Origin of the sequence: Vibrio aquaticus, from assembly GCF_003970385.1 — a bacterium.
GTDB lineage: Bacteria > Pseudomonadota > Gammaproteobacteria > Enterobacterales > Vibrionaceae > Vibrio > Vibrio aquaticus.
In genome coordinates, this window is the sequence record NZ_RXZH01000007.1 from 70,082 (window position 1) to 82,667 (window position 12,586).

15 protein-coding genes are annotated in these 12,586 nt (G+C 42.4%); 6 read left to right on the top strand and 9 right to left on the bottom strand.

What is annotated here, in order from left to right:
• The first annotated feature begins 138 nt into the window (after window positions 1–138).
• The 4 genes from rpmB to mutM all read left to right on the top strand — a co-directional run bounded on the left by rpmB (window position 139) and on the right by mutM (window position 2,106).
• Window positions 139–375, top strand: coding sequence for a 50S ribosomal protein L28 (gene rpmB, locus EJ063_RS15040; RefSeq protein WP_004743834.1), 237 nt, complete (start codon window positions 139–141; stop codon window positions 373–375).
• Between the two features lie 13 nt (window positions 376–388).
• Window positions 389–559: a 50S ribosomal protein L33 gene (gene rpmG, locus EJ063_RS15045; RefSeq protein WP_004410866.1), complete on the top strand. Its 171-nt coding sequence runs from the start codon at window positions 389–391 to the stop codon at window positions 557–559.
• Between the two features lie 237 nt (window positions 560–796).
• Complete coding sequence (locus tag EJ063_RS15050; protein ID WP_126575177.1) at window positions 797–1,279, top strand: hypothetical protein; 483 nt, start codon at window positions 797–799, stop codon at window positions 1,277–1,279.
• A 20-nt stretch (window positions 1,280–1,299) separates the two neighbouring features.
• Complete coding sequence (mutM, locus tag EJ063_RS15055) at window positions 1,300–2,106, top strand: bifunctional DNA-formamidopyrimidine glycosylase/DNA-(apurinic or apyrimidinic site) lyase (RefSeq protein ID WP_126575178.1); 807 nt, start codon at window positions 1,300–1,302, stop codon at window positions 2,104–2,106.
• 124 nt (window positions 2,107–2,230) lie between these two features.
• On the opposite strand, the gene coaD is transcribed toward mutM, so the two are convergent.
• Window positions 2,231–2,725, bottom strand: coding sequence for a pantetheine-phosphate adenylyltransferase (gene coaD / locus EJ063_RS15060; protein WP_126575179.1), 495 nt, complete (start codon window positions 2,723–2,725; stop codon window positions 2,231–2,233).
• Window positions 2,726–2,831: 106 nt separating this feature from the next.
• On the opposite strand from coaD, the gene EJ063_RS15065 reads away from it, so the two are divergent.
• Window positions 2,832–3,866, top strand: a complete 1,035-nt coding sequence (locus tag EJ063_RS15065) for a glycosyltransferase family 9 protein (protein WP_126575306.1) — start codon at window positions 2,832–2,834, stop codon at window positions 3,864–3,866.
• A 46-nt stretch (window positions 3,867–3,912) separates the two neighbouring features.
• Here EJ063_RS15065 and EJ063_RS15070 read toward each other — a convergent pair whose 3' ends face one another.
• Window positions 3,913–4,698 (bottom strand): glycosyltransferase family 2 protein, encoded by a 786-nt coding sequence (locus tag EJ063_RS15070; protein ID WP_126575180.1) that lies wholly within the window; start codon window positions 4,696–4,698, stop codon window positions 3,913–3,915.
• A gap of 27 nt (window positions 4,699–4,725) precedes the next feature.
• Window positions 4,726–5,781, bottom strand: coding sequence for a glycosyltransferase family 9 protein (locus tag EJ063_RS15075; RefSeq protein WP_126575181.1), 1,056 nt, complete (start codon window positions 5,779–5,781; stop codon window positions 4,726–4,728).
• Between the two features lie 93 nt (window positions 5,782–5,874).
• Between EJ063_RS15075 and EJ063_RS15080 the strand changes: the two genes are divergently transcribed.
• The gene (locus tag EJ063_RS15080) at window positions 5,875–6,564 is read left to right on the top strand and encodes a 3-deoxy-D-manno-octulosonic acid kinase (RefSeq protein ID WP_126575182.1); all 690 of its coding nucleotides are present in this window, start codon (window positions 5,875–5,877) and stop codon (window positions 6,562–6,564) included.
• A 3-nt stretch (window positions 6,565–6,567) separates the two neighbouring features.
• Here EJ063_RS15080 and EJ063_RS15085 read toward each other — a convergent pair whose 3' ends face one another.
• The 6 genes from EJ063_RS15085 to EJ063_RS15110 all read right to left on the bottom strand — a co-directional run bounded on the left by EJ063_RS15085 (window position 6,568) and on the right by EJ063_RS15110 (window position 12,582).
• Window positions 6,568–7,485 carry a WavE lipopolysaccharide synthesis family protein gene (locus EJ063_RS15085; protein WP_126575183.1) on the bottom strand — a complete coding sequence of 306 codons (918 nt, stop codon included), beginning with the start codon at window positions 7,483–7,485 and terminating at the stop codon, window positions 6,568–6,570.
• 54 nt (window positions 7,486–7,539) lie between these two features.
• Complete coding sequence (locus EJ063_RS15090; protein WP_244225197.1) at window positions 7,540–8,493, bottom strand: glycosyltransferase family protein; 954 nt, start codon at window positions 8,491–8,493, stop codon at window positions 7,540–7,542.
• Window positions 8,494–8,589: 96 nt separating this feature from the next.
• The gene (locus tag EJ063_RS15095; protein WP_126575185.1) at window positions 8,590–9,462 is read right to left on the bottom strand and encodes a phosphotransferase family protein; all 873 of its coding nucleotides are present in this window, start codon (window positions 9,460–9,462) and stop codon (window positions 8,590–8,592) included.
• A 16-nt stretch (window positions 9,463–9,478) separates the two neighbouring features.
• The gene (gene waaA / locus EJ063_RS15100) at window positions 9,479–10,744 is read right to left on the bottom strand and encodes a lipid IV(A) 3-deoxy-D-manno-octulosonic acid transferase (RefSeq protein WP_126575186.1); all 1,266 of its coding nucleotides are present in this window, start codon (window positions 10,742–10,744) and stop codon (window positions 9,479–9,481) included.
• Entirely contained in the window at window positions 10,741–11,529 is a 789-nt protein-coding gene (locus EJ063_RS15105) for a glycosyltransferase family 32 protein (protein WP_126575187.1), read from the bottom strand. The genes waaA and EJ063_RS15105 overlap by 4 nt, the downstream gene beginning before the upstream one ends.
• A 39-nt stretch (window positions 11,530–11,568) precedes the next feature.
• The gene (locus tag EJ063_RS15110; RefSeq protein WP_126575188.1) at window positions 11,569–12,582 is read right to left on the bottom strand and encodes a glycosyltransferase family 9 protein; all 1,014 of its coding nucleotides are present in this window, start codon (window positions 12,580–12,582) and stop codon (window positions 11,569–11,571) included.
• Window positions 12,583–12,586 lie beyond the last annotated feature (4 nt).

The following is a 12,586-nucleotide window of genomic DNA, read 5'->3' on the forward strand; positions in this document are numbered from 1 at the left end:
GTTAGTATAATGCGCGACCTTTGATAGCCTTGTATGGGTTTCCATAGCGGTATAAGACCTCAAGCTTCTAATTTAGAAACTGAGAGGTTCGGCCACCAAGGTTGATATCGAGCTGAAACGATTTTGGAGAAGACATTCATGTCACGAGTATGCCAAGTAACTGGTAAGCGTCCAGTAACGGGTAACAACCGTTCACACGCACGCAATGCTACTAAGCGTCGTTTTCTGCCGAACCTACAAACTCATCGTTTCTGGGTAGAGAGCGAAAAACGTTTTGTTAAACTACGTCTATCTGCTAAAGGTATGCGTATCATCGACAAGAAAGGCATCGATGCTGTTCTTGTTGATATCCGTGCAAACGGCGTAAACGTTTAAGAGGAAATAGACAATGGCAAAGAAAGGCGTACGTGAGAAAATTCGTCTAGTATCTTCTGCAGGTACTGGTCACTTTTACACGACTGATAAGAACAAGCGTAACATGCCAGGCAAATTTGAGATCAAGAAATTTGATCCAGTAGTTCGCCAGCACGTTATGTACAAAGAAGCTAAAATCAAGTAATTGATTCTTCTTTGAACTTCCTTCGGGAAGCGTGAATTGAAAACCCAGCCTAAGTGCTGGGTTTTTTATTATCTGGACAAAATAGATGACGTTTAATCTTTCATCGTCATTCCGGAAGCGAGGCACGAGTTATCCGGAATCTGTTGTTAGCTAATTGGTCGCGGTTTACCTTCCACTCGCTAGTTATCACCTTTTCTGCTACTTTCTAAGCAATTATTGTCCACTAAGAATAAAATCATGCGAGTGTCACCTGCCCGTCGCCGACGTTGGAACAATATTCTCATTCTGGGAATTATCGCCTTTATCGGTATTCTTCAACTTCCTACTTTGATTAAAACCTATTTGATTGATGAACCCGCTGTTGTGAGCGATAACCCGTACTTGCTTAACCCAAACCTCGAATTGAAAGCCCTGCACTTTTCTAACTGGTCGTTAGAGCAAAACCAGAATCGTTGGCTTAGTTCTATTCCTAGCGCGATTGCTGAAGATGAACTTGCACAACGCTGGCAGGATTTAGTCGGTACGGAAGTGGCTCAAGAAAACTATGAAAGCTTAAAGCCACAATTAGGGCCAGCTGAGAGCATTGAAGTGTGGTATTTCGATCAAGAAGAGCCCCAAAGGATCACTTTCTATCAAACCCCTCAGTTTTGGTTGTTGCGTAACTGGCAGGATAAGTGGATAGCAATCTCTGTTGAACCTCGTTATCTTATGCCTGAATAACCACACCAAAGGATTTTGCCATGCCAGAATTACCTGAAGTCGAAGTTAGCCGAATGGGCATATCTCCTCACTTGATTGGAGAAACCGTTGCCAAGCTGACTTTCCGTACGCCTAAACTGCGTTGGGATATTCCCCAAGAGCTAAAGCAGATGGAAGGGCAGGTGATTCGTAACATTTCTCGTCGAGCTAAATATTTGCTGATAGAGACCGATGTCGGCAGTGCCATTGTCCATTTAGGGATGTCAGGCTCATTGCGAGTGCTAGACGCTGAAATAGCGCCAGCCAAACATGATCATGTTGATCTCAAGCTTACCAATGGCAAAGTGCTGCGTTACAACGACCCGAGACGCTTTGGCGCTTGGTTATGGACGGAAGATGGCAATCACGCAGCGTTAGGCGCTATGGGCCCTGAGCCTTTGACCGATGAATTTAATGCTGACTATATAGCTGAAAAAGCCAAAGGGAAGCGCGTGGCAGTGAAGCAGTTCATTATGGATAACAAAGTGGTTGTTGGCGTAGGGAACATCTACGCCAATGAGTCTTTATTTAGCGCCAGAATTCACCCCACTCGCCCTGCAGGTAAGATAACGAGCAAAGAGTGGGTGTTACTTGTTAGTGAGATTAAGCAAGTACTCGATACTGCCATCAAGCAAGGGGGTACAACCCTCAAAGATTTCGCTCAAGCCGATGGAAAACCGGGCTATTTTGCTCAGGAACTACAAGTGTATGGCAAAGCAGGAGAGCCTTGCCCAAGTTGCGAAGAGCTGATTTCAGAGCAGAAAATAGGTCAGCGGAATACGTTTTTTTGTAATAACTGTCAGAAATAGAACTTAGGCTTTCTTGTCATTCCTTGGAGCGAAGAATGAGAGAGCAAGGAATCTCTTCAATGAACTACGAGATCTTCAACTCGCTCGTTCCTTACTCTCGAAGATGACAGCTTATAGGTCGAACTTAAACTTTTGCCTTTGTTTTCAGCGCTTCGGCCACCACTACTGGTACAAAGTTCGTCACATCGCCACCATGAATTGCGACTTCTCGAACAATCGTCGATGAGATGAAAGCGTGCTCTTCTGCTGGCGTAAGGAATACACTTTCTAGGCCCGGCATCAAACGACGGTACATATTAGTTAAGCCAAATTCATATTCAAAATCGACGGTTGTGCGTAAGCCACGGATAAGAACGTTTGCTTGCTCTTGCTTGGCGAAATCAACCATCAAACCTGAGAAACCTTTTGAAGTGACATTATCTAAATGACTTGTCACTTTCTGAGCAAACGCGACACGCTCATCAAGGGTAAACATGGTGTTTTTACTTGGGCTGGCAGCAACTGCAATGATCACTTCATCAAACATATCGGCGGCACGTTCAATTAAATCTAAATGCCCATTAGTAATGGGATCAAAAGTTCCTGGGTAGATGACTCGGGATAAGCGTTTTTGACTCACGTTAAGTTACTCTAATTATTCTATCTCATTCAATGGTAACAAAAAGGCTCACATTTACCCACTCAAGCCGTTATCATTACAACAAATTAGAGAATTGGATTGGATGATGAAAAAGATACTGGTTGTGCGCAATGATAAGATTGGTGACTTTATGCTGGCTTGGCCAAGCTTTGCCATGTTGAAAGCCTCACTACCAGATTGTCATATCACTGCGTTAGTTCCGAACTATACAGTAGCCCTTGCTGAGCTATGCCCTTGGATTGATCGTGTATTGGTCGATCCCACAGATAAAGGCAGTAAAGAAAGCCATGCAGAGTTAATCCAACAGATTCGTAAGGAACAGTTTGATGCTTCCATTAACTTGTTCTCAACTACCTATAACGCAAAACTGGTTTGGAAAGGGAAAATTCCTTATCGTTTGGCACCAGCCACCAAACTCGCACAGATTTTTTATAATAAACGTATCAAGCAAAAACGTTCTCATTCGGCTAAGCCAGAGTTTGAGTACAACCTAGACTTGATTCGTGCTTTCCTTAAGGACAACTCTATAAATATTGTGGAGCCATCAGCTCCTTATTTATCGTTCACTGAGCAGCAGCTTCGCCAACAGAAAAGCAAATTGTCTGAGCAGCTAGAGCTTAGCCTTGATAAGCCTTGGATTTATGTTCATGCAGGGAGTGGGGGCAGTGCTAACAACCTATCGTTACAACAATACACAGACCTTGTGACAGGCTTGGAAGGTGAATGCGAAATAGTACTAACGGCTGGCCCGGGAGAAGAAGAGAAAGCCGCTGAACTCAAAGCGATGATCGAAGCGAAAGGCAAAAGCGCTGCTCTGTATGATAAGAATGATGGGCTGGTGGACTTTTCATGCTCGATAGCGTGTGCTGATCTGTTTATTGCAGGTTCTACTGGCCCGTTACATATTGCAGCAGCGATTGATGTACCAACGGTTGGATTCTTCCCAAGTAAGCGCTCCGCGACACCTTTGCGCTGGCAACCAATTAACTCTCAAGGCAATCACATCGCATTTTGTCCGCCCAAAGCAGATGATAAAGCGAGCCAAGAGGATATGGCGAGAATCGATATCGAGAAAGCATTAGCAGAGCTAAAACCTTGGGCAACAGAAAAGCTACATTAAAATAAAGGCGACCAATGGGTCGCCTTGTTGTTGAACCGAGTTAAACCTAAAACTTTTCTGGCATTTTTTCGGTTTCAGTTCGAATCCATAGATCGGCATACTTCACAAAAGTAGAGTGCGCAGAGAGCAAGGACAGCAAAAAGCCCTGTTTGCCATCTAGGAACCCAGCTTTAATCACATACATCTTCAAAAAGCAGCCAAAAGCGTGAAGGATTCCTTGAGAGATGCTGCTTTTTTTGCCTTTTTTCTCACGTTGTTCTGCCCAAGCTTTAGCGTATCCCGCTGATTTTACCAAATAGTGGTTCATGTCGTTGTATGTGAAATGAATCAAGTCGCCTTGCAGATTCTCGACCTTCGTCTCTTTGGTCACTTCTACCTTTTCATGTACCAGCGAGTCGTTATATTGGGTTAGCTTGGTTGGGTATAAGCGAAGCACACGATCTGGATACCAACCACTGTGACGAATATAGCGACCAAATACCCAGCTTAAACGTGCTGTTTGATAAATTGTATCAGGTTTGTTATTAGATACGGCTTTGAGAATGCTTTCTTTCAGCTCTGGGGTAACACGTTCGTCAGCATCTAACCAAAGTACATAGTCTGACTCTACATAAGATTGGGCGAGGCGGCGCTGTGGACCAAATCCAGGCCAAGATTCATTTACAAAGAACTTGTCAGTAAACTGATTAGCAATCTCTTTGGTGTTATCGGTACTGCCAGAATCAAGCACGACAATTTCATCGACCCAGTCATGAACAGTTTCCAAGCAGGCTTTAAGGTGTTGCGCTTCGTTTTTAACGATAAGTGCGACGGCGATGGTTGGTTTATTCACTGTGATACCTCTAAAGTCTCTCGGATCTTAATGTAAATCGAGTTCGGTGGTTACTTTATCAAACATGGCGATGACTTGCTGCGGTTGAATGCGCTGCATAGCGGACTTATCTTTGACGCGAGCACGCCAACTAAGCTCACTAGAAGGTTTGCCTGTTTCCGCTTGAATCGCCTCTTCATACGCAGAGACGACATATTGGCGATATTGATAAGGGCCAGTGCGTTCGGGGTTATGGTGGGCATACAAACCGATCACAGGGGTATTCACCGCATTCGCCATATGCGCAGGGCCTGTATCTGGAGCAATAACTAAGTCGGCTTTGTCGAGTAAGGCTAACATCTCTTTTAGGGAGCTTTTTCCCACGAGGTTGTTAGCGGGAACATCGATAAGCTCCTCAATCTCTTTGGCTAAATCAAGCTCAATTTGTGCAGGGCTGCCAGCAAGGATAATGTTCCAGCCTAATTGATGAGCATGCTGGATGGTTTGTGCATAACCTTCGGCCGTCCAGTTTTTATACGCTTTGCTCGCCGCTGGCACCAAAACCAAGTTGCGCTTATCTGTGGCAAGCTTACTTACCGCCCACGCTGAATCACTCGCACTGTAATCAATCTTCCAGCTTGGGGACATATCAGTTACCCCCAGTGTTTTTCCGAAAGCCAGCAGCCCGTCAAGCACATGCATAGAGCTTGGTGAAGGAACTTTGACATTGGTAAACAGGGATTGAAAATCTTGGCTACGCACAGCATCAAAACCGAGTTTGTATTTGGCCTTAATGCCTAACGTGGCGATACTGGCCCGAAACGCATATTGCATATGCAGCAAAGCATCAAACTTATAGCTCTTTAGCTCTGCCCAAAGCTTCTTATACCCTTGCCAGCCCTTTTTCTTATCAAAGATAACCACTTTAATACCTGATAAATCTTCGATGAGCTTTGCTTCAAGCTGACCGGTAATCCAGACAATTTCTGTCGTTGGCCACTGACGCTGTATAGCTTGCACCGTAGCAACGGTATTGCACACATCACCAATGGCTGACAAGCGCAAGATGCAGAGAGATTTAGGAGCAGAAGAGAAGAGAGTCATAAGCGTTTCTTTTAACAAGCAATAGCGAAGATTATGCAGAGAGGCTCAATAAATGTAAAATACCAAGCAGTATTTATTAAGAGAAAGCCGAGCATGAAGACTTTGCAATTTGATAACCAGACGATTTGGTACGATGAAGCCTTGCTAAAAGAAGACCCGAAACAAGTATTCAACTCAGATTTTTGGCAGCAAAATGACAAAGTGATTGGCAGCGCTCAAGGCCGAGGTAAGACTTGGTTTGTACAAACTGAAACTATCGAAGCAGCGCTGCGTCATTATCGCCGCGGCGGTCTGTTGGGCAAGTTAGTGGAAGACAGCTATCGCTTTTCGGGTTGGGAACAAACTCGCAGCCATCAAGAGTTTCAGCTTTTGAACACTCTAATTGAGGCTGGTGTGAATGTGCCTAAGCCCATCGCAGCCCGAGCAGTGAAAAGTGCTTTTACGTACAAGGCTGATCTACTGAGTGAAAAAATCTCCAACGCACGAGATTTGGTCTCGATCTTGATGGAGAATCCACTCCCTGCGGAGATGTACAAAAAGATCGGCCAAGAGATTAAAAAAATGCACGATGCTCAAGTCAATCATACTGACTTGAATATCCATAATATTCTTATCGATGATCAAGATAAAGTCTGGATTATTGATTTCGATAAATGCTTCCAGCAATCAGGTGATGACTGGAAGCAGAGTAATTTAGATAGACTAAAGAGATCGTTTGAGAAGGAAGTGGGTAAGCGTAATATTTGTTGGGCTGAGAGTGACTGGGCTTTACTCTTTGAGTAATAGCTAATTTCTCAGAGCGCCAACTACTTTCTGCTCAAACACTTTATAGCCACGATAGAGTCTCTTTTTATCAAAAGGTTTTCCTGTTTGACCATTAAGATATAACCAATCTTTTAAGTCGTACTCTAATGCAAGGTTGCCGCGTTTATAGAACCTTTCGGTAACATCTAAGCCAATATTTTCTGGTTTATCGACAATCAGATTATTGGCAATAAACGATTCCCAAAAGTCATCACCTAAACCTGCATCATCACCAGCTTTGGTATTGATGTGACAATCTGTACCCAACAGGCGCGAAACCCAATGTAAGCATAAGAATTGCTCTGTTGCAGGATAGCGAGATTTGTAGCCGCCTTTCTTGCTAAAACTTAGCTCGGAGATGAGGTTTTCCCCCCAAACTTTAAGTAAGTCTTCAGTCTCACCAAAATCAAACAGATCACTTTTATGGAAGTAGACCGGCTTACCAGCGTGAGAAGAGATGAAGAAAGCACTGCTTGTCACAACTCTTGAATTCAGCAGGCTCAACTCGTCTTCTCGTGGAAGGCTAGCATACTGCTCAAAAAGCCTAACGAAACCACGCCCATTGATTTTATTATCCGTTCTAAGCTTTACTGCATATTTAGTTGTTACAGCTCTCAGACCCATGTGAGCGCTGTAAATCTGGCGATTATTATTTAGCTTTAGCTGTTTATCATCTTGAAGTATGAAGTTTGCCCCAGGGTCATCAAGCTCAACCAAATGGTCATAATTTAAACCACTCAGGTTTTGTCCTTTCCATGTTGAAAGAATTATTGGAGAGTTAGGAAAGTGCTCTCGAATAGACCGCAAGCACTCTTCTGTAATACCGGTACGTTGTTTTCTATCCTGGCTAGCTTGCACTGGGCCTTGTACAACAAAGGATATCTCTTGGTTTTCTATCATTTTTACTTGGCACTGGGGTAGAATTACACCCCGAAACCTCGGGGTGTAATTCTTTTAGTCATCGAAAAGGTGGCTAAGAGTTTCACTATCTCTTTCTAAGTTTATAGCTACAGCTGAAGGATATGGGTTCGTTGCTGAGTGGTCATTGATTAAGTATCTGCGGGTATGCGGAAGACCAAAGAGGCAGCGATCAACTCTAACACCAAATTTAGCTAACTCGTTTGTTGTGTATTCGATCTCACTTTCCGGTCTTGACGAAGTTAGCACCAAAAATAGCCCACCGTCTTTTTGTAACTGAGCTATTTTTAGAAGGTTCGCCTCTAAGCCAGGAGTTTTCCAGCCATTTTTAGCAAATTTGCTTCCGTTTTTCAGTAACACTCCATCCACATCGCAAAATACAGTAATGTGTTTTTTACAGTAATGTCGATACTCACGAAGTGTGCCCCAGTCAGTGTACTCTGAAGCTGTGCGACGAACGAACTCTTCTCCAGACATTAGCATTTTGTATATAACGTGAGAGATATAAACTTCTTTGTCAGACGAAATCGATTCGAAAGTTTGGCAGAACTTCGAGGCAGACTGGAAACTGTAACCACCACAACAGAAGAAGTTACTAATTACTTCTTTCTCTACGATGTTGGATATGACATCTAATGAGTCAACTTCCACGTAACTCTTATTTTTAGCATCAACTAGTTCAATGTCATTTAAATCAATAGTAGCGACGGAGTTGATAGGCTCAGGTTGATACTGGAAGGTATTGTCACAGTCCTTGATAAAGAATGAACCTTCAATATTTCCTTTCTTTATTGCTTGATAAATCGTTTCAGATTGAGACGTTGTTGGCTTTTCTAGAATAACTAGTTCTGGTTTTACTCCAGTAGAACGCTCAAAGCTTTCTACTACTAACTCTGAACTTGTATATTTTTCCAGGTGTTCTTGCAGGCAGACAACTACGATACGATCAAAGCGTTCAAGATCAATATTCTCTACTGACTTTTCAATCATGAGCTTCCCGTCAGGCATCGTAAGTAACCACTTTGGTCTCATATTAGGGAACCTAGAAGAGCGGCCTGCCACGGGTAAGATTAATGTGAACATAAGTTATCCTGTTATTTTTTCGATGCTTCGAGCGATGGTACGATTGAACCAATTGATGGTAATAGTATCATGCTCTTGTATATAAGGGGCAATTCTCAATATGGTAAGAGTCTCGATAATGCGCATTTCATAAGCATAAATACGGTTCAAAGTATCCAGAAAGTTAGGTCTTGCGTACTCACAAAAAATATCGCCTTTAACACATGCACTTTCTTTTTCTTTCCTGAAACTCCACCCATATTCAAAGTCTTGCACTAATTTTGCAGCGTCTTGGAGAGGGCTGTTGATATCACATTCTAGAAAATCAAATAACATCAGGTGGTTGTCTTGAGTTACCTTTATGTTCGAGAGCGTTAGGTCACCATGACATGATCCGACAGGCAAAGCCAAGTCTTTAGAGCAATACTCTTCCAATACATCTATATGCTCTTTGAGGTTAGGGAAAAATTGCCATTTATTGGTCAGCTTACTCCGGATGTCCGCTACTTTTTCTAGAACTTTTGCAATAGCATAGGTGCCATCTTCACTTTCCGAAAGTGAGTTTATTAGGTAAAAGTTAAGTGCAGTCTTGAGGTTTTTAGCTATCGCCTTCGAACCTCTATATGCAATTTGTTCACCACCAATTCCTTCCACATAAGGCATGATTACGTTTAAATATGAATCACTTAGGTCAAGTTCTGTGATAGGAATAGATGAAATTGTATAAGTAGCTGTAGGGATAGGTTTAAAGTTTTGTTGCTTGATTGCTGCTAAACGATTTCTTTCGATTCCATCTGTAATGGTTTTTTTTACCATGTAGCCATCAGTACGATTTTCTACTTTTAACTGAGCACCTGAATGAGATGCTGCCTGTATTTTATTGTTTATCTCATGCATTGAATAAAGCCTTAAATCAATTTAGCCCGACATAAGTAATAGTTCGGGATAGTGCACCTTTACTTGATTCCACTATTTCCCCCGCATTTTTGCCAATAGTTTGCCTTTTATGAGAATCCATTAATAACTCTCTCAGAGAACAGGATATATCACGGTCGTTCTCGACGACCACACAGGCTTTAGCATTAATCAAGGAACTGGAAATTTCTTTGAAGTTGTAATTACTTGGGCCTGTAAGCATAGGTTTCTTTAGTGCAGCAGGCTCTAGCAAATTGTGTCCGCCAACTTTTTTACCTAACAAGCTGCCACCCATAAAGCATACATCAGAGGCGCCAATGAGAGTCATCATTTCACCCATGGTATTGCCAATATACACTTGAACCGAAGGCTTGATATTTTCAACATCTGTGCGAGCGACTGTTTTGAACATCGAAGCGGATAGTTGCTCAACATGAGAAAATCGTTCAGGGTGTCTTGGTACAAGAATCAATAGTGCGTTAGGAATGTCTTGTAATAATAACTTATGTGCGGACAACACTATTTCGTCTTCTCCTTGATGTGTACTGGCTGCTATCCACACTGGTCGCTGCTCACCGATATTAGATCTTAGCGTAGTTGCGTCCTTCTGGGACTCTTTACTGACTTTAATATCAAACTTAATCGAACCTGTGATTTCTAGCTTTTCTTTTTGGATTCCCAGTTTAGCGAAGTTGTTTACATCACTGTCGTATTGGCATAAGACTTGTGTTAACGCCGGAATACACTGCTTAAAAAGAGGTGAAATACGGCGATACCCTTTGAAGGACTTATCAGATAACCGAGCATTGACTAGAGTTGCTGGAATACCCGTTTTATGGACCTGGTGCAAAGTATTAGGCCACAGTTCAGTTTCAATAATGAGTAATTGAGAAGGGGTAAAACGTTTGATGAAGCTATTGACCGCAAAACTAAAGTCTATAGGCATATAACGGTGCTCGACTAAGTCACCGAGAGCCTCTGCTTGTTTTGCTCCCGTAGGGGTTGTTGTAGTCAGTAAAATCGTTAGCTCAGGATGATTTTGTTTAATTTGCTTGATAAGTGGCGTAGCGGCTATGGTTTCACCTACCGATACGGCGTGAATCCAAATTGGCTGGCCGTTCGAGCTCAACTTAGGGGAATAACCAAAGTGCTCTTTCCAGCGACAGCCTACATGAGGCTTGCCTTCTTTTTTTCGGAACAGGCTATAAAGTAAAAAAGGTGCGACCAAAGCAAGTAGCACCGTATATAACGCTCGAATAATCATTTCTTTTTGACAAGTTCATTCGGGTTAATGTGCGTCCATTTACCCCGTGGTTTATCGATATATTGAAAGTACTCGTTGGTAAATGTTCCTTGGATGCAGACAAACTTTCTGTCTCGCGAATTGACATCGCCGCGGTTGATCAATAGATCATGTAAGACTGTTGGTCCAGTTGAATGGTAGACACCCATTGATGGTTCATAATTATTGACATTGTAGACCGCTTGCTCAATTGCTTTTTCCAAATCAGGGTTGTTTGGAGCAGAGGCAATGAAGTAATTAGTAAAGCGAGTATTCTTACTTATCTTTATATAAAGAGAGTCATGGTCATTACCTAAGAGTTTGTCTAAAGACCATACAACAGTCGCATCGATATCCATGTAGATGCCACCTCTTTGATTTAGTACAACTAAGCGCCATAGATCAGCCTGAGCTGCTCCATTCGTTAGGCGAGAGTATGCGTCATACACATCATCAGGAGCATTGGCTTTTAGATATTCTCCACGTGCTTCGGTGCTTACATAGTTGTAGTCACAATGTAAAGTTAGCAAGCGATTAAAAAGGTAATTTAAGTAAACAGGTAAAGACGCTTGATCGGTGAAGTTTGTTTGCCAAATCTGACGAGGAATCCTTCTACTGCCCGAAAGCCTAACCTTTGCAGGGGAGTGAGCCGGAATCGTAAAACGCTTCTTTGGGAAGATAAAATGAAATGGGTAAGACAGCGTCTTAAATATATTGCCAGTTAAGCGAATCAGCCGATTAGCGACTAAAATAGGTAGATTATTCATGCTTTAAATGCTCTTTCAGTGAACCGGTACGAATGATTATTAGCTTAGTGCTGTCTTAATTGCTTGTGTAATCTGCTCTGTTGAAGGGATCTCTCCATTAGCTTTCATCACAATATCATGGCGTTCGTACAGTGGGGTGTATCTAAATGGTACGGTTGCATAAAAAATACCAACTGTTGGTGTATGAGTAGAAATAGCAATGTTTCTTACACCAGTGTCAGGAGCAACCATTAGTGTCGCTTTGGCCGTAAATTCAACCAACTGATCCAATTGCAAACAAGGTTGAATTTTAAAGTTCGGGTACTTTAATAGTTCTTGGCAGAAATCACCCTTCTCAAAATCGTTCTTACCTTCTAAATAGATGTGTGTATGGTTTGGATTGTCTTGAATGGCCTTTTCCAATACTTGAAACATCTGCTCTTTGGTCAAGATTTTGCGTAGTTGTGATGCTCCGTTGAAGTAAAGAACATATGGATTCGTGCTGTCTTTGATCTCTCGATGATCTGGATAGGCAAAATCTAGAGGGTGACTTGGGTTATGGCCGAGAAGCTTGAGCATATCGAGCATACACTCTACTTCTGGTTGAAAATCAGAGCGAAAAACAGCCATATTGAAGAGAGTGCCGCACAGGTAAGGCTTGTATGGGAAACCCATTTTGATTTTTGCTTTACTTAGCGCCACCATCCAGTGTGAACGGTTCGTACTCGCTAGGTCAAAGACAATGTCTTGTTCGCCAAGTTGCTTAATATTGTTAAGTTTATCTTTGAAGGATGTTTCTTCTTTTTTGTCTTTGCCTGGCATAATGAGAGTGCGATCTGCGAGGTCGCTAGGAATCCCATACGTGTAGTTTGAGACACCAACCAGAGTTATTTCTGCATTTGGAAAGAATTTTCTAGCTTCAACTAAAAATGGGCGAACTACCACTTGGTCTCCAAGGGCCGCATGTCTAATAACTGCAATTTTCTTGATAGTGTCGGGATTAAAGTCGTTTTCGATATATTGGCGTGCTTTTTTAGAAGCGTAAGCACCACGCTCAAACCATAAGTGTTTCATGAAT